Consider the following 23,980-nt stretch of genomic DNA (forward strand, 5'->3'; position numbering starts at 1 on the left):
ATTAAAATACTTTTTTATAAGGTTTCACGGTGACGTTTTGATACACGCCAGCAGCAACGTAAGGGTCGGCATCCGCCCACTGCTGAGCCTGTTCTAGTGAGGCAAAATTTGCAATCACAGTTGAGCCAGTAAAACCAGCTTCACCAGGGCTATCGGCATCGATGGCTGGCATTGGTCCCGCGGTTAAAAGTCGGCCTTCATCTTGCAACTCTTGTAAGCGAGCGAGATGTTTTTCTCTTACGCTCATACGCTTTTCTAAAGAGTTTTCAACGTCTTGTGAAAAAATTACATACCACATTATATTATTCCTTGTGAGCTCGGCTTAGGAGCGTTTGCATCAATCGCCTTTACTTTACCCAATATGCGGTGATTTTCACAGCCAATGGTGAAGTAAAGTGATAAATCAACGGTTTGTCTCAATAGGGCGAGGACGACCTTGGCTATCGATTGCCACATAGTTAAAGGTCGCTTCACAGACTTGGAAACGGTGGCCAACGCCATCTTCTTTTACTGGTTTAACCCAGACTTCTAAATTCATTTCCATCGATGTTCGTCCAATTCGGGTACATTCGCCATAACAGCACACAACATCACCCACACGAACGGGCTTTTTGAAGGTAATACTCGAAACCGACACCGTTACAATTCTTCCACTTGATATCTCTTTGGCGAGTATGCCGCCTGCAAGGTCAAGCTGAGACATGATCCATCCTCCGAAAATATCGCCATTCGCGTTGGTATCTGCGGGCATTGCCAGGGTTCGAAGGATCATTTGTCCTTTTGGTGAGTTCATTTCTGGGTTCATAAAAATAGACATCCACTACAATAAAACAGCGACCCGAAGGCCGCTGAAAATCATTATTTTAATCAAACTGTTAAGTTTGGTTGGTGGTTATTCCACCTTGTTATCTTTGGGTAGATACTTATAAATGTACACGCCTGTAAGCAGAGTAAAAAGTAAAGTTGCTGCCAGCAATCCAAAGACTTTGAAGTTGACCCAAATATCTTGTGAAAGGTGAAAAGCCACGTAAACATTCAGTGCTGCGCAAAGCGCAAAAAACACCACCCATGCCCAGGTGATTTTATTCCAAACTTGGTTTGGCAACTCTAACTCTTTACCGAGCATACTCTTTATGGCGGATTTTCCCATTAAGTGGCTAATCGCCAACGCGAGTGCGAGTACGACATAGACGATAGTGACTTTCCATTTGATGAAGTCGGCGTCATGCAAAATCAGCGTCATACTACCGAAAATGGCGACCATGACAAACGTAATTAACTGCATTTTCTCAACTTTTTTGTATAAGACGTAGAGAAGAACAATTTGGAGGGCAGATGCAACAATCAGTGCACCTGTAGCGACATAGATGTCGTACATCTTATACAGGACGAAAAATACGATTAAGGGAATAAAATCAATAATTTGCTTCATTGTGAGCTTGCTATCCAGTGACTGCGTTGCCAACAGTCTAACGGAACTTGCCGTTAGACTGAATAGCCAGTGACAACTCGAAACAAATAAAGCGCTTATTCCGCGACGCTGAACACGGGAAGATGAGTGATTTGTGGCTTAAGATCCTCCAAATACCCTTCGTTTTTCAGATCGTATACGGTGTTTTTGAGTTCGTCATCCGTCATTGCCAAGCAACTGGATTTACCAGTGATCAGATAGAGATATTCATGATAAGCCATCTCGGAAAACTGACCCATACGGTCAACCAGTAAACTTTTCATTCCATGGTGGACTAGGCGGCAATAAGTAGGTCTGTAAGTATCCACAACCAATATCCTCTTTAGGGTAGCGAGGTGTCATTTCCTCGCTACGAATTTTACTACTGGCTGTAATTAAGCACATTTGGTGCCAACTTTTAAATTTGTTAGCTTGTTGACGATATTTCGTGATCTGCTATCCAGTGAGACATCACAGCGCGTAAGTCCGCTTTGGTGGTCGGTTTGCTTAAACGACCATCCATCAGGCTGGTAATTAGATCCAATTCACGCTCTCCGGACTCTCCAGATAACGCAATAACCGGGGTGTTGGGACTCAACTGTTTTATACGGGTAGCGGCTTCAAAGCCATTCATGACGGGCATTTGAATATCCATCATTACTAAGTCGATGGGGTTGTTTTGAAAAATTTCCACCGCGACTTTGCCATTGTTGGCTTGAATGACATCATAACCGAGTTGTTGAAGATAAAGCGTGACCATCGCTCGCTGAACTTCTTTGTCATCAACCACAAGCACCGTTTTGTGGCAGTGAATGCCCGTTTGTGATTGGTTGTAAGGTAGCAACAGATCATCATACTGGCTCTCAATGGGCAGAGAAGCGAGCTCTTGCGGTTCTTGGTCTTGGTGCTCGGTTTCTTCGAGTGCTGAGAGCGATAGCGCTGGAAAAATTAGATGAAACTCAGTGTATTGCCCATATTCGGAGTGGCACTGAATGGTGCCCCCAAATGACTGCATGACACGTGCGCAATAACCTAGCCCCAAGCCACTACCTCCGGACTTGTTATGGCTAAAGAAATCATCGAAGATTTGATTTTTTATCGCTTGTGGAATACCTGGCCCTGAGTCTCGAAACACAACCACATTTTCATGGAAGCGCGAGATGGTGGTGATATCAATGCGGCTGTCTGGGTACGAATCGAAGTAGTAAATCGCGTTGCGCAGTAGATTAAACACCACAAAGTTAAATAGGGTGTCGTTAACTCGAGCCGAAAAATCCACATCTGTGTGCAGGTGAATGCGACGCTTTATCTGTTCGCTCTCGAACCCAAATTGGTTAATCGCTTGCAGTAATAGGCGTTTGATAGGGGATACAGCCATCGGCTCTTGAGAAAGCGATGAGCTACTGACTTCGCGTAAAATAATATCGATCAGTTGCTTGCCACGTCGAATGGCTGACTTTCCATTTTCGACTTCGTTGAGAAGCGTATCAACTGGCGCATCGGTCTGCAGTTGAATTTGCAGCTTTTCAAAATGTAATTGTAACTGAGCCAACGGATTGCGCATTTCGTGTGCAATAGAATTCGCAAGGGCTTGAGATTGTTTCACTCGGCGGTCGGAATTTATGTAATATTGCGCTTGCTCGAGTACTTTTTTCAGGGCAATAAGTTCTTCATTGGAAAACATTTGCCCATTACTTTTGTGCGTAGCGATTAATAAATGAGAAATCACATGGCTGTTGTCAAACATTGGCATGATGATCGCCGCATCTTGCTCATGCATTTTGTCATGCAGTTCACCTAAACGACCTTCGCTGGCTTGCCCGTCTAACTTATCTTGCAGCTCTTCAATGATCAGCGCATCTTGATTATTGTTAAAGTAATCAACAAACAGTTCATCGTCCGCGCTCTTCTTAACCAGTTGAATCTGACTTGCAGGGACGTTAAGCAGCTCAGCGAGTTTTTGTAGCGCCTGGGGAGGCGATTTTTGAAACTCACTCACTAAGTTATAAATACGTTCCGTTGGGGCTTGCGGTGAGTTGTAGACCATTAAGCTGGTGTACTGTTTCACTCGGCTGTAGAGAAATTGCCACGTCACACCTAATACGAAGCTGTACGCAATGACCACGTCATAGGGAATGCCGTTGTCGCGAACCAAAAAGAACAGCGGAAAAGTATAGATGGCGCACGTAACAATAGCCGTCAGAGTTAAATAACTCATGTAGCGAGTGCTGTAAAAACGCGAAGTAATGAGCGCATAGCCGGTAATGATCATCTCGCTAATCGAGAGCGCGGGTGGCAGCCAAGTTAACGAAAAGTCGCCCCAAAACAAAGTAAATCCGAGCTGAATGATTCCAGTTGAAACCATGAAAATAATCATGCCTGCAACCATAAAGTTGACTCGTGTTTTACTCAAGCGGTTGCTGACGCCGCGCAGCGATACAAGATTTAATAAAGTGAAAAGAACCAAGCTCACCAGGGTAAAGAAGAACAAAGACGTATAATTACCAAAGTGAATCACGAATACGCTGGGGGCGGTAATATCAACCGATTGCACCGTGAGCTCAGGAATTAAGTTGATTCCCAAGGTCATCACAGTCAGCGCGGTCAACAAGGTATACACCAAGCGAGGAGTCTTCTTTTGTAGATAATGCTCTTTGAGTTTGCAGGAGAACAAAAACGCTGAAGCAAATGCTGTGAACGCCGTCAAGTTGGCAAAAATCGCCATAAAGATAGCGGCATTTTGTGACTGACTCACTAAATAACCAGAGTGAAAATACGCGTTACTCAGAATCCAGAAGAACAGCCCGCTAGAGTAGCTGAGGTAGTACTTATAATGGCTTTTGGAAAGATCGACGTTACGTTCTTTTAGGCTCAAATAGAAGTAGCCGACCCAGGTAATGACAATAAGCGAAGTAAACGTAAGCACCATCGCTTTAGGGTAGATAAATAAGTTTTGATACAAGTTAACCATGGCGATTCCCTTCTAACCTAGCCGCACTTGATTGCTTACGTTGGAGAAAGACACGACGCTTATACTCTTTATAACTGGTCGTTTTAAGTTGCTGATTGAGCTTGTCAATTATCCATAATCCTTTATATGTGGAATTGCCAGTGTCTTGTAAATTACATTCTGCTGTGTAGAGATATTCGTTATCAGACAGGCTGTCGTAGTAACGCATCATCAAGGGTTGCTCTATCACCACAAATCCAAGTGCAAATGCTCGCTCGTAGAGTAACGCCATCATATGCTTTTGGGCGAGATAGAGAATAAACGAACATTGTAGGGTATTGCCGCTTGCGGTTAAACGGAGAATTTCGCATATCGCCTGTTTATCGATGATCGACTCGGTGAGACTGCTGTCTAAAGCACTGATACTGCTTGGGTCGATGTGGCTGTGAGGTCGCAAAATGTGTTGCGCTTCTAACGTTTGCTGAAAGTGCGGCGCAATAGATGGTGTCCAAGCACGCGATTGGAAGAAAGGTGATAAATAAAGCCACTCATCGCGATGTTGCCAATATTGAATCCGGGCGCTAGATACCAGTAACGGAATACCACTGGCGCTATTCGTCGTCAAAATGAAATGCGTACCTTGCGTCGAAAGCGAAAGAGAAAATAACATTTCATACCATTTATGCTGCTTAATAAATGTGCATAAATTGGAGAGAAGAATCGCATCGGAAAGAGAAAGAGGTGCAGAGAAATACAGGGTGTAATAATGATTTAAGTCGCTTTCTACATTATCAATCAATTGAGAAGAATAGGCACTTTCATCGTAATTATTATTAAAGATTGGCTCACTAAAATGATTTAACTGTTTTTGATATTTATTTTTTATGTGATTGATTTCATATTCGCACCACAAGTCGGCAATGCTATCGAAATAGGCTAATGCCAATTGTTCTAACTGATATTCAAACGGGCTAAGCCCATTAGAATTCTGGCAAATTTGTTCAAGATAAATCGCTGAGTGAAGTTGGCCAGCAATATTTAAGTATTTACAACTTGGTGATTGATAAGTGATTTGTTGAAGCCGTGTGCTAAGTATATGTTCAAAGCATGCCCTTAACCTGGGTGAGGGCGTTGATTCAATCGCAAGGAAAATTTCTTCCCGCGAAATGTCGAGCTTTCTATCACGTAGATAGCGCTCATAGAGGTTATAAAGTTCCATTTTTTCATCCAATCTGACGTAGTATTTTTATAGCTATTTTTTTTGGATGATATCACCTTAGTTGAATATCAACGAGCCTATGTTACGGGGAAAATATATGAAACTGTGATCTTGTAGGATAAAAAAACCGCCCCGAAGGGCGGTTGATTAAATATTGATACTTATAAAACTAAACGAATATTACGCTTGTTGCTTTTCTAATTCAGTTTGTTTTTGTTGTTCGTTAACTTCGTCTTCAATTAATGCGTCGACAATAACCGCACACGCGGCATCACCCGTAATATTGAGCGCAGTACGAATCATATCGAAAATACGGTCAAGAGCGAACAGCAATGGTAGCCCTTCAATTGGAATACCGGCTGCCAAAAGAACCGCAACCACTAGGAACGATGGCCCAGGTACACCTGCTTGGCCAACGGCACCCAAGGTTGAGGTAACGATGATCGCGATGTACGCACCCATCGAAAGATCAATATGGAATAGCTGTGCAAAGAATACAGCAACCAGACCGTAGTAAATTGCGTTACCGGACATATTGATGGTCGCGCCTAGCGGTAGGACAAACGACGCTGTTGAATTTTTAACACCCAGCTCGTTTTCACAGGTGTCCATTGTCACAGGCAGGGTTGCCATTGACGATGCCGTTGATAGCGCCACCGCTTGTGGCTTTTTCATCACACTTAGGAATTTCTTAGCGGATGTTTTGGTGAACAACTGAATCATCAGTGGGTAGGCAACGAAACCAAAGATAAGGATCGCAGCAACGTAGACCAAGAACAGTTTAAAGACGACCATTAACGCGCCAAAACCAAATGTGCCTACCGCTTCGGCCATAAGACCAAAAACACCAATAGGAGCAATGATCATCACTTTATTGATCATCCATACCATGGCATCAACAATGCAGTTCACACCGTTCATAATAGGCTCGCGGCGCGATTTTTCTTGTTTAGAAATGGCGATACCAAAGAACAGACAGAAAACAAGAATTTGTAAAATATTGGCGTCGTTCAATGATTGGAAAACGTTGGTCGGGATCATACCCGTAATGGTTGCCCAAAACGTGGGTAGTTCACCTTTTGATGCATATTCTGATGAGAACATACCTTCAACACCAGATACATCGATGCCCATACCTGGCTGGAATACTTCGCCCATAATGAGGGCCAAAGCAACAGCCAAAGCAGAGGTTAACGCGAAATAACCTAACGTGATCATTCCGACTTTACCGGCAGATTGGCTGTTACCTAAGCCCGCAGCGCCGGAGATAAGTGCAACAGCAACCAGTGGAATGACCAACATCTTAATTAGATTAATAAAGATAGTTCCAAGTGGTGCAAATAGGGCAGCGTCTTGTCCCATTAACGCACCAACAGCAGTACCGATGATCATTGCAATGACGACTTGTACGCCGATATTGCTTAGCAAACTCTTATTTTTTAACACTTCCTTAACCTCTGTGCTATGTACGTTTAATATCCTAGAATTTACCACTAGGCAGAAAAATATTAGTGGATAAATATTCCGCAGGTGTTTTACACGTATATTGGTCAATGATCAATGACGATCAGGTCATAACTTCGCCTAGAGCGGCAAAATTGATAGTTTGTGCTTGTTTTTTAATCACAAGGCAAACGTTTGCTTTAATTTGTGGTGATAAGGTTCGTGAAGTGGCTTTTAAGCCAAACCATGAAAAGGTGAGGTTAGAAAAGAGAAGGATTGTTAATAATAAGATCGATTTTCAGGTTGCGTACCCAAAAATCGATCGTGTTGTTGTAGGCTGGTTGGTTTAGCGCTGAGTTGCTTGCTTCATGGAAGAAACGAAATCAGCAAGACGGCTCAGCATGACTTCTGGTTGCTGCTGATTCTCTTCGATGATTCTTACTACCGCAGAGCCAGAGATAGCACCGGCCGCGCCCGCTTGCAGTGCTTGCTGAACTTGCTCAGGCTCGGAAATACCAAATCCCAACAGCGCTGGTGGTGCATCATATTGATTTAACCGTGACAGCAGCGTATCGACAGGCATATTCGCCTTGGTTTCTGTACCAGTGACTCCCGCCCGCGATAGCAAGTAAGTGTAGCCACTGGCTTTATTGGCGACATCTTGCAACGTTTCGTCACTGGCCGTTGGCGGCGCGATGAAAATCGGGTGGATACCAAATTTTTTCGCCGCAGCGACGAACTCATCGCTTTCACTGGTCGGCACATCAGCAACCAATACCGAGTCGACACCCGCCTTGGCGCAGCGCTCATAAAACGCTTCGATGCCATTTGAAAACACTAAGTTGGCATACATTAACAAACCAATTGGGGTCTCTGGGTACTTGCTGCGTAATCGGGCAATCAATTCAAAGCAAGTGTCAGGTGTTGTTCCGGCTTCAAGAGAACGTAGGTTTGCGCCCTGAATTGTTGGGCCGTCTGCCAGTGGATCAGAAAATGGCATACCCAGTTCTAACGCATCGGCGCCATTTTCAACTAAGGTTTCCATGATTTGTAACGACAAGGCTGGGTTTGGATCGCCCATGGTGACAAACGGAACAAATGCGCCTTGGTTTTTTGACTCTAGACGCTCAAACATCGCTTGATAACGATCCATTACAGCACTCCTTTCTCTTGTAGAATTTTGTCGACAGTAAAGATGTCTTTATCACCACGACCTGATAAGTTCACGATCAGCAGTTGTTCTTTATCTGGATTTTGTTTGGCCATCTTTAGAGCATGAGCAAGTGCATGCGAAGACTCCAGTGCAGGAATAATCCCTTCATGACGAGCGAGCTCTTGAAAAGCGTCAATGGCTTCATCGTCTGTAATGTTCTCATATTCCGCGCGGCCAATAGCGTTAAGGTGCGCATGTTGAGGACCAACAGAAGGAAAGTCCAATCCAGCAGAAACGGAGTAAGATTCTTCAATTTGTCCATGTTCATCTTGCATCATGGGGGACTTCATACCGAAATAGATTCCGGGCTTACCATGGCGAAGTGGTGCACCGTGTTGGTCGGTATCAATGCCAAGGCCAGCTGGTTCCACGCCGATCAAACGCACGTCACTCTCTTCAATGAAGTCAGCGAACATGCCAATCGCATTAGAGCCACCGCCAACACAGGCAATCACGGCATCAGGCAAGCGACCTTCACGCGCTAAAATTTGATTCTTGGTTTCTTCACCTATCATACGTTGGAACTCACGAACGATGGTTGGAAATGGGTGAGGGCCTGCGGCTGTACCAAGGAGATAGTGCGCATTCTCATAGCTACCAGACCAGTCACGAAGCGCTTCGTTACACGCATCTTTCAATGTTGCGGAGCCAGAATGCACAGGAATTACCTCTGCACCCATCAAACGCATACGAAAGACATTTGGACTTTGACGTTCAACGTCTTTGGCACCCATATACACACGACATTTCAAATCTAGGAGCGCGCAAGCGAGCGCCGTTGCAACCCCATGTTGACCCGCTCCCGTTTCCGCAATGATTTCCGTTTTGCCCATACGTTTAGCCAGCAGCGCTTGACCAAGCACTTGGTTGGTTTTGTGCGCCCCACCGTGCAGTAAGTCTTCACGCTTAAGATAAAGTTTAGTCTTGGTACCTTTAGTCAGGTTACGGGTTAGGGTGAGCGCGGTAGGTCGGCCTGCATACTCTTGAAGTAGACCCATGAACTCGCTTTGGAATTCATCATCTTGCTGAGCATCGATAAACGCTTGCTCAAGCTGGTCTAGCGCAGGTACCAAAATTTGTGGGACATATTGTCCGCCGTATTCGCCAAAATAGGCGTTAAGCTTAGCCATGTTCTTTCCTTAAATTGCGTTAAGTGGCTGCACCACTTAAATAAAATCAGTAATCTCGAATCGCTTCAAAAGCTTGGCGAAGTTTTAGACTGCTTTTTTCACCCGGTGAAGTTTCCACTCCGGAGTTAAGGTCTAGCCCTAAGCAGCCAAGCGCCGCGGCTTGTTTGGCATTCTCTGGGGAAATACCGCCCGCGAGCATAATGCCGTGAGTATCCGTCACCAATTGCCAATCAAATTGCTGACCAGTCCCGCCGCATTGGTTACCGACTTTGCTATCAAGCAGGTGGCGGTTAATGTTGTTTTCAAGCAGCGTTGGAAGTGTGTCATTCACACCATAGGCTTTCCAGATCTCAATCTCTTCACCCAGAGCGGTTTTAAGCTGGTTAACGTATTGTTGGTCTTCATTGCCATGCAGCTGCACCGCATAAAGGTTAAGCGCGGTAGCGATGGTGGCAACGTCCTCCACGGAATGATCTTTGAACACACCAACGTATTTGAGAGGCGCACCACTCATGGTCGTACGTGCCGTTTGTACATCGACATAGCGAGGGGATTTCTCAACAAAAATCAGCCCACCAAATACGCTGCCTGCTTGATACGCACGTGCTGCGTTTTCAGGGCTGGTTAAGCCACAGACTTTGTTTTCACCCAGCAGAACGTGGCGTACGGCAAGTTCGAGGTTATCCTCTGACATCAATGAGCTACCAATCAAGAAGCCATTTGCATACTGGCTAAGATCACGTACTTGCTGGTGTGTATAGATGCCAGATTCAGAAATCAGTGTCACGTGCGGCAATCTGGCGCGTAGTTTAGGAGCAAACACTTTCGTTCGATTGAGATCGGTGCTCAGATCACGTAAATCACGGTTGTTGATACCAATGACTCTTGCGCCTAGCTCGACCGCTCGCTCAAGTTCTTCCTCGTTGCTGACCTCGGTTAACACGCCCATATTGAGAGAGTGTGCGACTTCGGCAAGCGCTTTGTATTGGGCATCATCAAGGACAGACAGCATCAGTAAGATTGCATCGGCTTGATAATAACGTGCCAAAAAAACTTGGTATTCGTCGACCATAAAGTCTTTACACAGAATCGGCTGGGTAACTTGGTGACGTATTTGAGGCAAAAATTCAAGATTGCCTTGAAAGTACTTTTCGTCAGTGAGTACTGAAATGGCACTCGCGTGGTTATTGTAAACTGAAGCGATATAGTCGAGATCAAAATCGTCACGAATCAGGCCCTTAGAAGGCGATGCCTTTTTGCATTCAAGAATAAATGCGGTTTGTGGTGTCGATAAGGCATCATAAAAGCTGCGATTGGACAGGGTCAGTTCACATTGAAACGATTCTAACGGCTGAGCTTGTTTGCGTTGCTCTAACCAGAGGTGCTTATCTCGAACAATTTTTGCGAGTACCTCAGCCATTTGGCTCTCTTTTAATGACACGTGTTCGGATAATTGCGTCATGTCTTAACCTCTATCTGCTAATTGTTTGACAAGCTCAAACGCTTTGCCTGAGTTCATTACGTTAACGGCTTTGGTTGTATTGGCTTTGAGATCTTCATGACCAAATAGACGCATTAATAGCGCAACGTTGGCTGCCACCGCGCTGACCTGTGCGGGGGTTCCCGTGCCGGTCAAAATCGCTTGGGTGATCTCGCGGTTTTGTGCTGGTGTTCCGCCTTTAATTGCTTCTAGCGCATAGCTGTCTAAACCAAAGTCTTCCGGAGTTAGCGTGTACTCTACAATAACGCCATCTCGAATTTCCGCAACGTGTGTTTCACCATGAATGGCAACTTCGTCTAAGCCACTGCCGTGAACCACCGCAGCACGTTTCATACCCAACTTGAGCATGGTTTCCGCGATCGGCTTAATTAGCTCTGGCGCGTAGACACCCATTAGCTCGATATTGGGCCGGGCGGGATTAATCAAAGGGCCAAGAATATTGAAGATAGTGCGAGTTTTTAATGTTTGACGTACGGGCATAGCATGACGAAACCCACCGTGATACTGAGGCGCAAATAAGAAAGCGACACCTAAATCATCGATTGCTTTGCGAGTATCTTCTGGGCTCATGGCGAGGTTAATCCCAAAGGAGTCCAATAAATCCGACGACCCTGATTTACTGGAGACACTACGGTTCCCGTGTTTGGCGATTTTTAGCCCACACGCGGCAGCAACAAAGGCTGCTGTCGTTGAAATGTTGATGGTATCGTGGCCATCACCGCCAGTGCCGACGATATCGGCAAAATCATAATCTGGACGAGGAAATGGACTGGCATTTTTGACGAGTGCGCCAACCGCTCCGGCGATTTCATCGGGTGTCTCGCCTTTAATTTTAAGAGCAGTGAGGGCCGCAGACATTAAAATCGGGTCAAGATCGCCACGAATGATCTCGTCAAACAGTTGATGACTTTCTTGTTCATTCAGCGCTTGTTGTGCGTACAGCTTATTGATGATGTTTTCCATTGCAGTATCCTCTTAAATTCCGTTTAAACTGTCTGTGCTTCAAGCGCCCAGTCGATGGCGTTGGTCAGTAACTTCGCGCCATAAGTGGTCATGATCGACTCTGGGTGAAACTGAAAACCGCACACTTTATCTTGCTCATTAACAACCGACATGACCAATCCGTCGACTTCGGCAGTCACGGTCAATGTTGACGGTACTTCCACTGCAACCAACGAGTGGTAACGCGCAATCGCCATCGGAGAAGGAAGCGTCTGATAAACCGGATGACCTTGATGTGCCATCATCGACACTTTGCCATGAACGATATCTCCGGCACCAGCCACTTTACCGCCATAGGCCTCGACAATCGCTTGGTGGCCGAGGCAGATACCGATAATCGGCACTTTACCTTTCATATTGGTTAACAGCTGTGGCATACAGCCTGCGTGAGCTGGCTCCCCAGGCCCGGGCGAGAGAACCAGTACCGGATTTTCGAGTTCAGCAATCGCCTGCTCAATCACGCCGCTTTCAAGGCTATTTCGATAAATTTTAACCTGATGGCCTAATGAACGGAATTGGTCAACCAAGTTATAAGTAAATGAGTCAAAGTTGTCGATAAATACGATGTCAGCCATGATCTACTCTCCTAAGCTTGATGCGCTGATAAAATGGCGGAAATCACCGCTTGAGCTTTGCCGCGTGTTTCATCGGCTTCGGCTTGAGGGTCTGAGTCAAAGACAACACCAGCGCCAGCTTGAACATGAGCAACGCCTTGTTCAACATAGGCGGAGCGAATAACGATACAGGTATCTAAGCTGCCTTCACCGGTTAAATAACCAACCGCGCCACCATAACTGCCACGGCGTGTTTTTTCGACATCGCGAATCAATTGCATGGCACGAATTTTTGGTGCGCCAGTGAGTGTGCCCATATTCATGCACGCCTGATATGCATGGAGACAATCAAGGTCACCTCGCAGTTGACCGACCACGCGCGACACTAAATGCATCACGTGGCTATAGCGGTCGACTTTAAGTAGGTCGGCAACGTGTCGAGAGCCGGGCTCTGCAATGCGGGCTACATCATTACGCGCAAGGTCGACCAGCATCATGTGCTCGGCATTTTCTTTTTTGTCGCAACGCAGCTCGAGTTCAATACGGCTGTCGAGGTCAAAGTCAATGTTACCGTCGGCTAACTTACCACGTCCGCGAGTGCCAGCAATGGGATAAATTTCTATTTGATTACTGGTTTTTTCGTATTTCAGTGCGCTTTCTGGAGACGCACCAAACAAGGTAAAGAACTCATCTTGAAGATAAAACATGTACGGGCTTGGGTTACTCTGTTTTAGCTTTTGATAAGCCACCAGTGGTGAAGGACATGGCAGTGTGAAACGGCGAGACGGCACCACTTGGAAAATATCGCCTTTAACCACATAGTCTTTCAAGTCAGTGACGATATCGCAAAAATCAGCGTCGGAGATGTTGGTTTGCAGTTCAACGTTGGCGAGCTTTTGGGCTTCTGGTACATCTGTGGGCGCCGAGCAAACATGCTCAATATCCGTTAGACGTGTCGCTAACTGAGCTTTGGTTTCATCACTGTGAGCAAAAAGCGTGGCTTGCAGTTCGCAGCGTTCGGTCTGGTGATCAACAATTAACAAGGTTTCAGCAACATAAAACACATAGTCTGGGCAGGCGGTGTCACTGTTTGCATCACCAAGAGGTTCGAAGTTTGCGACCATATCGTAAGCAAATAGACCCCCTAAAAAGACGGCGTATTCGTCTAGCCCGGTTAAATCAAAGCTGTGCTGAACTAAACGAAGCGCGTCAAACGCCGAAGCCTCGCGCAAGCGACTGTCTTCGTCTACGTGACGATCAGGAGCAGGAAAGGTCAGTGTCAGCGATGAGGTGGTGTGTTCAACACTTACGACCTGTGTGACGTTGTGTTTGATGGTGTCCAGCAGTTGGCGGCCGTTATCAGTCAACGCGGTGAGGGTGACAACATTACCATAACAGACTATACGAACTGCCGAGTCAATGATCATCAAGCTTTTCAAATTCTGTTTCGATTCGATTTCTGCCGACTCAAGCAGTAAGCAATCGGTTTTGTTCTCACACAGCGAATGGAACAGATGGGTTGGATCGGGGGCGTAAGGGACGGTCGAATGCAGCAGTTCAATCGTGTCACGGTGTTTGATTTCAATGGCCTTATTCACAAAGACCTCCTTAATTTAAATTCGTTGACCACATAGTTGCATAATATGGGAAGGATCCCAATCAGCATACCGTCAGGTTTATGATTGTCATGTGGCTGTGGAGAAACAAAAAAGCCCGCTAGAGTGAGCGGGCTTCGTAGAAACGAGGTGTTACTTAGAAGTACACGGTAGCCCACCAAGACTGTGTCCAAGTGCGCCACCAATTCAGTTCTGAAGACGAATTTAGCGGTTTCGCTTTCTGATTGTGGTTAAATTCTTGTAACATGGTGAACCCTAGTTTCGATGAATCGTATTTGTGTACTAGTTAACTAGTTCATGACGCCGAAGTCAAGCCTTAAATTAAAAATATCATGAGAATAGATTTACACAGTCACACCACCGCTTCAGACGGTCGGCTAACGCCGCCACAGCTCATCGATCGAGCATTAAGTTTTGACATCGAAGTACTGGCGATCACCGACCACGATAATACGGATGCACTTGCGCCTGCTAAGGCGTATATTGATGCCAATCTCCTGCCTATCCAACTGATTAACGGTATTGAAATGTCGACCGTATGGCAAAATAAGGACATTCATATCGTTGGGCTAAATATTGACCCCAATAGTGAGGCGCTTCAACAGCGTATTGAAGCGCAAAAACGCTATCGTCAAGAACGTGCAGAATTGATTGCGCACCGATTGCAAAAAGTGACGCGCGAGGGCGTTTTTGAGGAAGTTCAGGCCATCGCTGGCGAGGCGCCGATTACCCGTGCCCACTTTGCTAAGTGGTTAGTGGAAAATGAATACGCAAAAACCATGCAGCAGGTATTTAAGAAATACTTAACGCGCAATAATCCAGGCTATGTGCCACCTAACTGGTGTTCAATGCAAGAAGCCATCGAGGCCATTCATCAAGCGGGAGGGCAAGCGGTGCTCGCGCATCCAGGACGTTATAACTTGACTGCAAAATGGTTAAAAAGGCTGCTCGCTGCATTTGTGGAAGCGGGTGGGGATGCGATGGAAGTTGCTCAACCACAACAAGCTCAACAAGAAAGGCGCAACCTTGCTGATTATGCTATACAATACAAACTATTAGCGTCGCAAGGCAGCGACTTTCATTATCCCTCACCATGGATGGAGCTGGGGCGGAATTTATGGCTGCCTGCGGGGGTGGAACCAGTTTGGAAAGATTGGTCTTTCCCACACCCTAGCGCGCAATTGGATTAATGTAGAGTCGTGAGACTCAATAATGAGGAACTACCATGAGCCAGTTTTTTTATGTTCACCCAGAGAACCCTCAGGCTCGCTTGATCAACCAAGCGGTTGCGATCATTCGAAACGGCGGTGTTGTTGTTTATCCGACTGACTCCGGTTATGCACTTGGATGTCAGCTTGAAAACAAACACGCGCTAGAGCGTATTTGTCAGATTCGTCGTTTAGACGAAAAACACAACTTCACGCTGTTGTGCCGTGATTTGTCTGAGCTTTCTCTTTATGCTCGGGTTGACAATACGGCATTTCGTTTACTGAAAAACCATACGCCTGGCGCTTATACCTTTATCTTTAAAGGAACGAAAGAAGTGCCGAGACGTTTGATGAATGCAAAACGTAAAACGATAGGTATTCGTGTGCCTGATAATCGTATTGCCTTGGACTTGTTAGAAGCGCTTGGCGAGCCGCTGATGTCAACCTCACTCATTTTGCCGGGGAGTGATGTCACTGAGTCTGATCCTGAGGATATTCGTGATAAATTGGAACACGCGGTTGATGTGATCTTGAACGGCGGATACCTAGGTGAACAGCCAACCACAGTGGTGGATTTCAGTGATGGTGAGCCCGTGATTGCGCGTCTTGGTGCTGGTGATCCAAGCGTATTTGAATAGCGGAAAGGTGGTGCTTTTGCGCCCAAAATTTGGCATACTACTCGGCTGCGAAATTGCAGTCGCCAATTAACGCCATTTTTCGGCATGCAACGACGTCTGAGAAGACGACATATAGGTAAATAGTAAATCAATGAACGAAAAGTTACAGAAGGTATTAGCACGTGCTGGTCATGGCTCTCGCCGTGAACTGGAAGCGCTTATCAAAGCCGGACGCGTGAGCGTCAATGGTGTGGTCGCTAAATTGGGCGAACGCTTAGAAGATGATAGCGCGATCGTTCGTATTGACGGTCATACTGTGTCTGTCAAAGCGCAAGAAGAAGTGATCTGCCGTGTCCTCGCGTACTACAAACCTGAGGGCGAGCTTTGTACCCGTCACGACCCAGAAGGTCGTCGCACTGTTTTTGACCGCCTACCTAAAATTAAAGGCTCTCGCTGGATCTCTGTGGGTCGCTTAGATGCGAACACATCCGGTCTTTTGCTGTTTACCACCGATGGTGAATTAGCTAACCGCCTTATGCACCCAAGCCGCCAAGTCGAACGCGAATATTTGGTTCGAGTATTTGGTGAAGTGAATGAACAAAAAGTTCGTAATCTGGTTCGCGGCGTTGAATTGGAAGACGGTTTAGCGCGCTTTGAAGATGTTGTTTACGCGGGCGGTGAGGGGATGAACCACACCTTCTACGTAGTCATTAATGAAGGTCGTAACCGTGAAGTTCGTCGCTTATGGGAATCGCAAGATTGTACCGTAAGCCGTCTAAAACGTGTTCGTTACGGGGATATTTTCCTCGATAAGAAATTACCACGTGGTGGATGGATGGAGCTGAGTCTCAAAGACGTCAACTACCTGCGTGATTTGGTTGAGTTGCGTCCTGAGAAAGAGACGCTTTTGGATACCAATAAGGCCAATACTTCACGTAAACGTGAGCGCTCTAAGAGCCAAAAAATTCGCCGCGCCGTCAAGCGTCACGAGGAGCGAATTACCAATCCTCCTAAAGGCCGAGCCAACACGAAACGTCGCCGTTAAGATGATTCATGTTTAATAAAAAAGCCCGCTTAATGCGGGCTTTTTGCTGTTATGCCAGTGTTTGAGTGAGCTGATAGTATCGCCCTTGCTGCTCAGTCAATGTTTGATGACTGCCAAACTCAACGATTTCACCTTGTTCAATTAAGCAAATTGAATCCATCTGCTCAAGGTTGACTAAACGATGGGTAATAAACAGCACGGTTTTACCCACAAAGTGCTGCTCAAATAACGTCATTATCTGCTGCTCTGTCTGCTTATCCAGACCCTCAGTAGGCTCATCAAGCAGCAAAATTGGTGCATTATGTAACAGTGCTCGTGCGATCCCAATACGGCGCTTTTCACCACCCGATAACTGTCTGCCACCGTCACCCAACCAAGCATCTAACCCAGGTTGTTCAAGCAGTTTTTCTAACCCGACTTGTGTCAATATAGACGTTAGTTCGGCATCATTTGCTTGTGGCTTGGCCATTAATAGGTTGTCTCGCAGTGTACCATTGAGAATATCAACGCGTTGGCTGACAACACTGATGGCCTGACGTAATTGGCTTTCGCTCCATTGAGTCAGAGGTTTACCGGCAAGACGGATTTCGCCATGTTGTGGATCCCAGTAGCGTGTCAGCAACTGCATTAAGGTGGATTTTCCTGAGCCTGTTTGACCAAGAATTGCGACTTTTTGCTGCGCAGCAATGGTGAGATCGATATGGTCAAGGACGGCGGGTTGTTGCGTGTCGTAGCGAAAGCTTACATCACTAAATTCAATGCTGTATTCACCACTGTGTGCAACAGGCTCTGTTGGGAACTGAACCTCAGGTTCTGACAGAATCACCTCATTTAGGCGTCGCGCAGATGTGAGGGTTTGCCCTAAGTACTGGAAAGCGCCTGCAATGGGCATCAAGAGTTCAAAACTTGCCATGGTGGCGAAGGCCATCATCGCGACAAACGGATCGGGCTGTTGGCCGCCAACGCCATCAGCCGCTAACCACATCACCAGAACTAATGTCCAGCCGTTAACCAACATCAGTAAACCTTGGGCTAAACCACCGAAATGCGCATTGATATACTGATTCTTTAGCAGCTTCTCCTGTGCATCATCAATGGCTTGACGATACTTGGGCTCTGCGCCAAACAGCGTAAGTTCGGTATGGCCTTGCAACCAATCGAGTGCGGTAATTCGAAAATGGGCGCGGTTTTGTGTGAGCTCTCGACCGTTATTCTTACCGAGTTTGTAAAACAGCACCGGCCAAGTTAAGAGCATAAACAACAAGATACCACCTAAGGTTAGCCCTAACTTAAGATCAAACCAAGCGACAAACCCAGTTAACCCGATAATGCCTAAGGTGCCGACGATAATTGGGCTTATCAGTCGTAAATAGACATGATCCATTGCATCAATATCTGCAATGAGGCGATTGAGAAGATCCGCATCACGAATGCCAGACACTCGCCCTGGAATTAACGGCGCCAATTTTTGAAAAAAGAAAATACGCAGGTCGGTCAATAGTTTAAAGGTCGCATTGTGGCTTACCACGCGTTCTCCCCAGCGACCTGCCGTTCTGCCCATAGCAAACCCACGAACGAACGCACCCGGCAACATATAGTTGAAGGTTTCACGAGCGACGCTTAATGCAGCCACTGCCGCAGCTGATAAGAACCAACCTGAAAGCGTAAGTAGGCCAATCGATGCAAATAGAGTCAATAAGGCCAATACCATGCCAAGCGTCAAACCAAACCAATGTTTTTTATAGAGTTTTAAATAAGGGAGTAAATCACGCATCGAGGTTCCCCTTGTCTGTTTGCTGACGGTGACTTGAATGCAGCATGTCTTGGAATAAGCCCGACTGTTTAGAAAGCGTTTCAAATCCACCTTGCTGCACGATGGCACCTTGGCTCATGACCAAAATTTGCTCGACATCTTTAAGCGGGCTCAGTTGGTGAGTCACCATTAAAGTGGTGCGTCCTTGAATTTGCTCGGTGAGTCCGGCCATGACTAGCCGCTCACTTCGAGCATCTAAACTGGCTGTCGGTTCATCTAATAGCCAAAATGCGCCGTTCTGCAGCATTGCACGGGCAAGAGCGAGACGCTGGGCTTGGCCAACAGAAAGACCGCCGGAACGATCAGAAACCGCGTAGTCAAGGCCATGATTATCAACGAATTCATCTGCATACGCATCTTTCAACACTTTAGCGATGTGTTCATCACTGATATTTTGCTTACCCATGGTGATATTGTCACGAATACTGCCGTGAAGCAGCAGCGGATTTTGTCCTACCCAGCTAATATGCTGTCGCCATTGAGTTAAGTCGAGTTGAGAGCGTTCAATGCCGTTAATTTTCAGGCTACCTTGATAGGGAAGGAAACCGAGAAGGGCATTAATCAAGCTGGTTTTTCCGGCACCGCTCGGGCCGACTAGCGCGGTGGTTTGGGCGGCATGGATAACAAAGGATAGTGGTCCAGCAAGTTTATCCCCTTCAGCGCTAAACACTTCCAAATCCTTGGCTTCAATGGTGACCGTATCTCCCTTCACTTGTTCAGTGCCTGAGCGTACTTTACTGACATCCTGATTTAGGAATTCAACGATGCTTTCGGCTGAACCGATAGCCTGTTGTTTTGCATGATAATAAGTACCTAAGTCACGCAGTGGTTGGTAGAACTCTGGTGCCAGAATTAAAATAAACAGCCCGGCAAATAACGTCACACCGGCTCCGTAATAGCCGAAGTCGAGCTCTCCAATAAAGCTAAAACCAAAATAAACGGCCGTAATCGCGATAGAAATTGAGGTGAAAAACTCAAGAACAGCGGAGGATAGAAACGCAATACGTAACACGTCCATTGTTCGGCTACGGAAAACTTCAGATGCGCTTTTCATCACATCGGTTTCCGCTTGCGTTTGGTCAAACAGACGAATGGTGGTCATCGATTGTAGGCGATCGTAAAAGTGTCCCGATAAACGCTGCAAAGCTTTAAAGTTCTTTTTATTCGCGTCAGCCGCTTTCATTCCGACAAAAGCCATAAACAGTGGCACGAGTGGGGCCGTGAATAAAAAGATCAATCCAGCCGCCCAGTTTACAGGAAAAACAACCACGAGAATGACGAATGGAATCAGCACGGATAACGACATTTGCGGTAGATATTTCGCGAAAAAGTCGTGCATTTCTTCAACCTGCTCTAATAGCAGTGTTGCCCAAGCACCGGCGGGTTTGCCTTTGATATAGGCTGGGCCAAGCTCGCGCAGTTTATGAAGAATCTGTTCGCGAATATATAGGCGAATTTCTTTTCCGCAATGGAAGCCGGCGATTTCACGTCCCCATGAGCATAAGGCACGAGCGAGAATGATGGCGATTAAACCAAAAAATTGAGGAAGTAACTGGTACTTGTCGACTTGTTCGATGATTACTTGATGAAGAATTGAAGCTAGTAGCGCGGCTTGACCAAGCAAAAACAAGCTTGATAGAACCCCTAAGCCAATAGCGAGCATGAGCCAGCGCTTTGCTAGCTTACTCTGCTGCTTAAGCCACAGATTCAAGCTTTTGCGTTTTTTCTTATCCATTTTGAAGGCTTATTGATAATTGTTATGGCTGATGAGCGAGGCATTATACAAAAGAAAGCCCAGCGGGAATACCCGCTGGGCTAGATCGTTTTGATGATGCTTGGCGAACAAGGATTATTTTGACGCTAAACCATCGAGGTAACGTTCAGCATCAAGCGCCGCCATACAACCTGTTCCTGCAGAGGTAATTGCTTGACGATAGTTGTGGTCCATAACGTCACCTGCAGCAAATACACCTTCGATGCTGGTTTGGGTTGCATTGCCATTTAAGCCTGAGTTGACAAGGATGTAGCCATCTTTCATATCCAATTGGCCTTCAAAAATGCCGGTATTTGGTTGATGACCGATGGCAATAAATGTCCCCATAACGTCGAACTCTTCAATCGCGCCAGAGTTCACATCTTTGACTTTGACACCCGTCACACCCATCTCATCGCCAACCACTTCTTCAAGAGTACGGTCAGTATGCAAAATAATATTACCATTTTGCACTTTATCCATGAGGCGATCGATAAGGATTTTTTCTGCGCGGAAAGTGTCACGACGGTGAATCAGGTGGACTTCAGAAGCGATGTTTGAAAGATAAAGTGCTTCTTCCACGGCAGTATTACCACCGCCAACAACGGCCACTTTTTGGTTACGATAGAAAAATCCGTCACAGGTCGCACACGCTGATACGCCGCGTCCTTTGAATGACTCTTCAGACTCTAAACCAAGATATTTTGCCGACGCGCCAGTCGAGATGATGAGTGCATCACAAGTGTATTCAGCACTGTCGCCTTTAAGACGAAATGGGCGCTCAGAGAGATTCACTTCATTGATATGATCAAACACAATTTCGGTTTCAAAGCGTTCTGCGTGCTCTTTCATACGCTCCATCAGGCCGGGCCCTGTTAACCCTTCAGGATCGCCAGGCCAGTTCTCAACTTCAGTTGTGGTGGTCAACTGGCCGCCTTGCTGCATACCCGTTACTAGTACAGGGTTTAAGTTTGCGCGTGCTGCGTAAACCGCTGCTGTATAGCCAGCAGGGCCTGAACCAAGAATTAGTAAGTTACAGTGTTTTACGTCGCTCATTCGTGCTCCATTCGCGTGGTGCGTTAGTCATTATCTTTCTCTGAGCCGATTGTAAAGGAAGAGGGTAGCCAGTAAAAGCCTTGTGCTCACGAACAGAGGAACAAAATGTTATAGATTAGAACATAAATTTTAGTTGGCGAAATAAGTACCTAATTTGCTGTTTTAGAGACAAATAAAGGGTGTTTGTAGCACAGCATACTGGTTTTAAAATGTTAGTAAGTTTCTATTTGGCTGTTTAATCTGCTAATTGGTTTATATTAAGTTTAATCATCCTTATTTGTTTGTTTTTGCCATTTTGTGAACTGTGAAATTTGAATTAACGAGATAAATGCGTAATCTTAAATGTAAATAAAATGTTAACTAAAAATAAGTCAGTTGTATGATCATTAAGGAGTCGATGATGTTCCATACACATGAAAATACCCTACACATTACGCAGCTTAGTCAACAAGCATTGCAGCAACTTTCTCCGTCCTTTGCCAATTTGCCTCATACTGAACATGCTGATGGCAAGTACCGTTTACGACGCTACTCCGTTGTACGTTATGAGCAAGGAAAAGTGATTGAGGAAAACAAGCATGATTTTGTGCAGACTGATGATATCAATCATTTTCAAGGTAATGTTATTCGTCATTTTGAACCGATACTCTCTTCAACGCTACAGAGTGACGGTATGCGCGAAATGTGCGCTTTATTTATGGAAGCCAACGAATTACCGGATGGGCAAGAGATTGAGATTCATCAAATTCGAATCACCGCAATCTACGATGAAACTCAGGTTGCCCCTGAAGGTGTTCACCAAGACGGCTTTGATCATATCGCATTGATTGGTATCGACAGACAAAATATTGTCGGCGGCGAAATCATGCTATACGAAGATGATCACCAAGCGCCGTTTTATCGCAAAGTGCTCAATAACGGAGAAGTGGCGATGGTGGCTGATACCAAACTATGGCACAACGCCTGTCCGATACGTTCTATTCATCAGAATCAAGAAGGGCACATGGATTTGTTTGTTTTAACCGCAAAGGATCAAGAGAATGAGTTTCACTCCTGAACGAGTAAGAGCACAATTCTCAGCGCTTTCTCAAACTCATAATGATCAGCCGGTCATTTTTTTTGATGGCCCTGGTGGTTCGCAAGTTCCCAGCCAAGTATTAGAGGCGATGACGGCATATTTAGGACGTTATAATGCAAACCTAGGCGGGCATTATTTCTCAAGTCAAATTACGACAGAACTCATGCAACGTGCGCGAGCGTCAGCCCAAGCTCTCGTTAATGCACCAAGCCGCGACAACATCGTGTTTGGCGCCAATATGACGTCGCTGACGTTTCAGCTTAGCCGAGCGATCAGTCGTGATTGGCAATTCGGTGACGAGATCGTCGTCACTAACCTTGATCACTATGCAAATGTTTCAAGCTGGCAACAGGCTGCTCAGGATAAAGGGGCTGTGGTTCATCAAGCGCGACTCGACAGCGACGATTGTTCGCTGGATATGGAGCATCTACGTTCTTTAATTAATGCCAATACCAAACTTGTCGCTGTGACAATGGCGTCAAATACCACTGGATCGGTGGTTGATATTCAACAAGTGGTCGAAGCGGCGCATGCAGTCGGCGCCAAAGTGTATGTGGATGCGGTGCATTTTGCGCCGCACAATATTATTGATGTTCAAACACTAGGTTGTGACTTTCTGGTGTGTTCTGCCTATAAATTTTTCGGCCCTCATCTTGGTATCGCATATATCGCTCCACAATGGCTAAACACGCTTGAACCTTATAAAGTTGAGCCAGCGCCCGAGGTCGGTCCTGGCCGCTTTGAAACCGGGACGCAAAATTTTGAAGCGCTTGCGGGAGTGGTTGCGGCCATCGACTATCTTGCTCAATGGGGAGACCCTAAAGACAGCTTGCGTCAACGCCTTGTACACAGTTACGCTCAGACGCATCGTCATGAACAGGCATTGAGCGAATATTTCTTAACGCAGCTGCGCTTATTGCCTAGCGTGACGCTTTACGGAAGAGACACGGCAGATGGCAGCCTACGCACACCGACCTTTGCCCTTCGGTTTGATCAGCATGAACCACAAGACGTAGCGAAATGGCTGGGCGAGCATAATATCTGTGTTTGGAATGGGCATTTTTACGCACTAGGTTTGGTCAGACAACTTGGCCTTGAGACGCGAGGGGGGGTGCTGCGCATTGGTTTCATGCACTACAACACCCAGCAAGAGATTGATGCATTAATCGGTTTACTGCGTGCGCGATTACGGTGATTTCCCTTGTTTACGTCATGTCGATATATAACGTGAATCCATGAACCTAAGCATTGAATCCCTTGATAAAAATCAAGGGATTTTTTGTAGATTGGACCATTGTCTCAGCCTCAATGATAAGTTTCTCCCTCTGAGCT

Annotated in this window: 22 protein-coding genes and 1 other annotated feature; of the genes, 5 read left to right on the forward strand and 17 right to left on the reverse strand. The window is 46.1% G+C overall.

The features are described from left to right. Nucleotide 1: 1 nt before the first annotated feature. The 14 genes from ACFFUV_RS02765 to trpL2 form a co-directional block, all read right to left on the reverse strand. A complete protein-coding gene (locus tag ACFFUV_RS02765; RefSeq protein WP_390189507.1) occupies nucleotides 2-298 on the reverse strand; it encodes a YciI family protein in 297 nt (98 codons plus the stop codon). A 105-nt stretch (nucleotides 299-403) separates the two neighbouring features. Continuing rightward, the gene (yciA, locus tag ACFFUV_RS02770; protein WP_390189508.1) at nucleotides 404-805 is read right to left on the reverse strand and encodes an acyl-CoA thioester hydrolase YciA; all 402 of its coding nucleotides are present in this window, start codon (nucleotides 803-805) and stop codon (nucleotides 404-406) included. A gap of 87 nt (nucleotides 806-892) precedes the next feature. Next, nucleotides 893-1,432, reverse strand: coding sequence for a septation protein A (locus tag ACFFUV_RS02775; RefSeq protein ID WP_390189509.1), 540 nt, complete (start codon nucleotides 1,430-1,432; stop codon nucleotides 893-895). 95 nt (nucleotides 1,433-1,527) lie between these two features. After that, nucleotides 1,528-1,734 (reverse strand): hypothetical protein, encoded by a 207-nt coding sequence (locus ACFFUV_RS02780; protein ID WP_390191815.1) that lies wholly within the window; start codon nucleotides 1,732-1,734, stop codon nucleotides 1,528-1,530. 143 nt (nucleotides 1,735-1,877) lie between these two features. After that, nucleotides 1,878-4,421 (reverse strand): response regulator, encoded by a 2,544-nt coding sequence (locus ACFFUV_RS02785; protein WP_390189511.1) that lies wholly within the window; start codon nucleotides 4,419-4,421, stop codon nucleotides 1,878-1,880. Next, entirely contained in the window at nucleotides 4,414-5,619 is a 1,206-nt protein-coding gene (locus tag ACFFUV_RS02790; RefSeq protein WP_390189513.1) for an acyl-homoserine-lactone synthase, read from the reverse strand. Before ACFFUV_RS02790 ends, ACFFUV_RS02785 begins: the two co-directional genes overlap by 8 nt. A gap of 180 nt (nucleotides 5,620-5,799) precedes the next feature. Continuing rightward, nucleotides 5,800-7,113 carry a dicarboxylate/amino acid:cation symporter gene (locus tag ACFFUV_RS02795; RefSeq protein ID WP_390189514.1) on the reverse strand — a complete coding sequence of 438 codons (1,314 nt, stop codon included), beginning with the start codon at nucleotides 7,111-7,113 and terminating at the stop codon, nucleotides 5,800-5,802. Between the two features lie 295 nt (nucleotides 7,114-7,408). Further along, nucleotides 7,409-8,215 (reverse strand): tryptophan synthase subunit alpha, encoded by an 807-nt coding sequence (gene trpA / locus ACFFUV_RS02800; RefSeq protein WP_390189515.1) that lies wholly within the window; start codon nucleotides 8,213-8,215, stop codon nucleotides 7,409-7,411. Then, nucleotides 8,215-9,405 carry a tryptophan synthase subunit beta gene (trpB, locus tag ACFFUV_RS02805; RefSeq protein ID WP_390189516.1) on the reverse strand — a complete coding sequence of 397 codons (1,191 nt, stop codon included), beginning with the start codon at nucleotides 9,403-9,405 and terminating at the stop codon, nucleotides 8,215-8,217. The genes trpA and trpB overlap by 1 nt, the downstream gene beginning before the upstream one ends. A 46-nt stretch (nucleotides 9,406-9,451) precedes the next feature. Continuing rightward, nucleotides 9,452-10,867, reverse strand: a complete 1,416-nt coding sequence (trpCF, locus tag ACFFUV_RS02810) for a bifunctional indole-3-glycerol-phosphate synthase TrpC/phosphoribosylanthranilate isomerase TrpF (RefSeq protein WP_390189517.1) — start codon at nucleotides 10,865-10,867, stop codon at nucleotides 9,452-9,454. Nucleotides 10,868-10,870: 3 nt separating this feature from the next. Further along, nucleotides 10,871-11,869 (reverse strand): anthranilate phosphoribosyltransferase, encoded by a 999-nt coding sequence (gene trpD / locus ACFFUV_RS02815; RefSeq protein ID WP_390189518.1) that lies wholly within the window; start codon nucleotides 11,867-11,869, stop codon nucleotides 10,871-10,873. Between the two features lie 23 nt (nucleotides 11,870-11,892). Then, nucleotides 11,893-12,483, reverse strand: coding sequence for an aminodeoxychorismate/anthranilate synthase component II (locus tag ACFFUV_RS02820; protein ID WP_390189520.1), 591 nt, complete (start codon nucleotides 12,481-12,483; stop codon nucleotides 11,893-11,895). An 11-nt stretch (nucleotides 12,484-12,494) separates the two neighbouring features. Further along, complete coding sequence (locus ACFFUV_RS02825) at nucleotides 12,495-14,060, reverse strand: anthranilate synthase component 1 (RefSeq protein WP_390189521.1); 1,566 nt, start codon at nucleotides 14,058-14,060, stop codon at nucleotides 12,495-12,497. Between the two features lie 105 nt (nucleotides 14,061-14,165). Then, nucleotides 14,166-14,268 (reverse strand) — a sequence feature (Trp leader region). Then, a complete protein-coding gene (gene trpL2 / locus ACFFUV_RS02830) occupies nucleotides 14,215-14,325 on the reverse strand; it encodes a tryptophan operon leader peptide (RefSeq protein WP_390189523.1) in 111 nt (36 codons plus the stop codon). Its footprint overlaps the feature before it by 54 nt. An 85-nt stretch (nucleotides 14,326-14,410) precedes the next feature. On the opposite strand from trpL2, the gene rnm reads away from it, so the two are divergent. The 3 genes from rnm (at nucleotide 14,411) to rluB (ending at nucleotide 16,948) form a co-directional block, all read left to right on the forward strand. Next, nucleotides 14,411-15,268 (forward strand): RNase RNM, encoded by an 858-nt coding sequence (rnm, locus tag ACFFUV_RS02835; RefSeq protein WP_390189524.1) that lies wholly within the window; start codon nucleotides 14,411-14,413, stop codon nucleotides 15,266-15,268. A gap of 35 nt (nucleotides 15,269-15,303) precedes the next feature. Then, on the forward strand, nucleotides 15,304-15,924 hold the full coding sequence (locus ACFFUV_RS02840) for an L-threonylcarbamoyladenylate synthase (protein WP_390189525.1): 621 nt from the start codon (nucleotides 15,304-15,306) through the stop codon (nucleotides 15,922-15,924). 130 nt (nucleotides 15,925-16,054) lie between these two features. After that, complete coding sequence (rluB, locus tag ACFFUV_RS02845) at nucleotides 16,055-16,948, forward strand: 23S rRNA pseudouridine(2605) synthase RluB (protein WP_390189526.1); 894 nt, start codon at nucleotides 16,055-16,057, stop codon at nucleotides 16,946-16,948. Between the two features lie 49 nt (nucleotides 16,949-16,997). Here rluB and cydC read toward each other — a convergent pair whose 3' ends face one another. The 3 genes from cydC to trxB all read right to left on the reverse strand — a co-directional run bounded on the left by cydC (nucleotide 16,998) and on the right by trxB (nucleotide 21,570). Beyond that, on the reverse strand, nucleotides 16,998-18,722 hold the full coding sequence (gene cydC / locus ACFFUV_RS02850) for a heme ABC transporter ATP-binding protein/permease CydC (protein ID WP_390189527.1): 1,725 nt from the start codon (nucleotides 18,720-18,722) through the stop codon (nucleotides 16,998-17,000). Further along, a complete protein-coding gene (cydD, locus tag ACFFUV_RS02855) occupies nucleotides 18,715-20,496 on the reverse strand; it encodes a heme ABC transporter permease/ATP-binding protein CydD (protein ID WP_390189529.1) in 1,782 nt (593 codons plus the stop codon). The genes cydC and cydD overlap by 8 nt, the downstream gene beginning before the upstream one ends. A gap of 114 nt (nucleotides 20,497-20,610) precedes the next feature. Continuing rightward, nucleotides 20,611-21,570, reverse strand: coding sequence for a thioredoxin-disulfide reductase (trxB, locus tag ACFFUV_RS02860; protein WP_390189530.1), 960 nt, complete (start codon nucleotides 21,568-21,570; stop codon nucleotides 20,611-20,613). Between the two features lie 400 nt (nucleotides 21,571-21,970). Here trxB and ACFFUV_RS02865 point away from each other — a divergent pair, with 400 nt between their 5' ends. Together ACFFUV_RS02865 and ACFFUV_RS02870 are read left to right on the forward strand one after the other, a co-directional pair. Further along, nucleotides 21,971-22,627, forward strand: a complete 657-nt coding sequence (locus ACFFUV_RS02865; RefSeq protein ID WP_390189531.1) for a 2OG-Fe dioxygenase family protein — start codon at nucleotides 21,971-21,973, stop codon at nucleotides 22,625-22,627. Beyond that, the gene (locus ACFFUV_RS02870) at nucleotides 22,611-23,843 is read left to right on the forward strand and encodes a cysteine desulfurase-like protein (RefSeq protein WP_390189533.1); all 1,233 of its coding nucleotides are present in this window, start codon (nucleotides 22,611-22,613) and stop codon (nucleotides 23,841-23,843) included. Before ACFFUV_RS02865 ends, ACFFUV_RS02870 begins: the two co-directional genes overlap by 17 nt. The last annotated feature ends 137 nt before the right edge of the window (nucleotides 23,844-23,980 follow it).

Source organism: Vibrio olivae (assembly GCF_042428525.1).
Lineage (GTDB): Bacteria > Pseudomonadota > Gammaproteobacteria > Enterobacterales > Vibrionaceae > Vibrio > Vibrio olivae.

Excerpts from the sequence above, each read along its gene's own strand:
- ACFFUV_RS02765 (WP_390189507.1), bottom strand. The coding sequence starts at position 298 with ATGTGGTATGTAATTTTTTCACAAGACGTTGAAAACTCTTTAGAAAAG.
- yciA (WP_390189508.1), bottom strand. The coding sequence starts at position 805 with ATGAACCCAGAAATGAACTCACCAAAAGGACAAATGATCCTTCGAACC.
- ACFFUV_RS02775 (WP_390189509.1), bottom strand. The coding sequence starts at position 1,432 with ATGAAGCAAATTATTGATTTTATTCCCTTAATCGTATTTTTCGTCCTG.
- ACFFUV_RS02780 (WP_390191815.1), bottom strand. The coding sequence starts at position 1,734 with ATGAAAAGTTTACTGGTTGACCGTATGGGTCAGTTTTCCGAGATGGCT.
- ACFFUV_RS02785 (WP_390189511.1), bottom strand. The coding sequence starts at position 4,421 with ATGGTTAACTTGTATCAAAACTTATTTATCTACCCTAAAGCGATGGTG.
- ACFFUV_RS02790 (WP_390189513.1), bottom strand. The coding sequence starts at position 5,619 with ATGGAACTTTATAACCTCTATGAGCGCTATCTACGTGATAGAAAGCTC.
- trpA (WP_390189515.1), bottom strand. The coding sequence starts at position 8,215 with ATGGATCGTTATCAAGCGATGTTTGAGCGTCTAGAGTCAAAAAACCAA.
- trpB (WP_390189516.1), bottom strand. The coding sequence starts at position 9,405 with ATGGCTAAGCTTAACGCCTATTTTGGCGAATACGGCGGACAATATGTC.
- trpCF (WP_390189517.1), bottom strand. The coding sequence starts at position 10,867 with ATGACGCAATTATCCGAACACGTGTCATTAAAAGAGAGCCAAATGGCT.
- trpD (WP_390189518.1), bottom strand. The coding sequence starts at position 11,869 with ATGGAAAACATCATCAATAAGCTGTACGCACAACAAGCGCTGAATGAA.
- ACFFUV_RS02820 (WP_390189520.1), bottom strand. The coding sequence starts at position 12,483 with ATGGCTGACATCGTATTTATCGACAACTTTGACTCATTTACTTATAAC.
- trpL2 (WP_390189523.1), bottom strand. The coding sequence starts at position 14,325 with ATGTTACAAGAATTTAACCACAATCAGAAAGCGAAACCGCTAAATTCG.
- rnm (WP_390189524.1), top strand. The coding sequence starts at position 14,411 with ATGAGAATAGATTTACACAGTCACACCACCGCTTCAGACGGTCGGCTA.
- ACFFUV_RS02840 (WP_390189525.1), top strand. The coding sequence starts at position 15,304 with ATGAGCCAGTTTTTTTATGTTCACCCAGAGAACCCTCAGGCTCGCTTG.
- rluB (WP_390189526.1), top strand. The coding sequence starts at position 16,055 with ATGAACGAAAAGTTACAGAAGGTATTAGCACGTGCTGGTCATGGCTCT.
- cydC (WP_390189527.1), bottom strand. The coding sequence starts at position 18,722 with ATGCGTGATTTACTCCCTTATTTAAAACTCTATAAAAAACATTGGTTT.
- cydD (WP_390189529.1), bottom strand. The coding sequence starts at position 20,496 with ATGGATAAGAAAAAACGCAAAAGCTTGAATCTGTGGCTTAAGCAGCAG.
- trxB (WP_390189530.1), bottom strand. The coding sequence starts at position 21,570 with ATGAGCGACGTAAAACACTGTAACTTACTAATTCTTGGTTCAGGCCCT.
- ACFFUV_RS02865 (WP_390189531.1), top strand. The coding sequence starts at position 21,971 with ATGTTCCATACACATGAAAATACCCTACACATTACGCAGCTTAGTCAA.
- ACFFUV_RS02870 (WP_390189533.1), top strand. The coding sequence starts at position 22,611 with ATGAGTTTCACTCCTGAACGAGTAAGAGCACAATTCTCAGCGCTTTCT.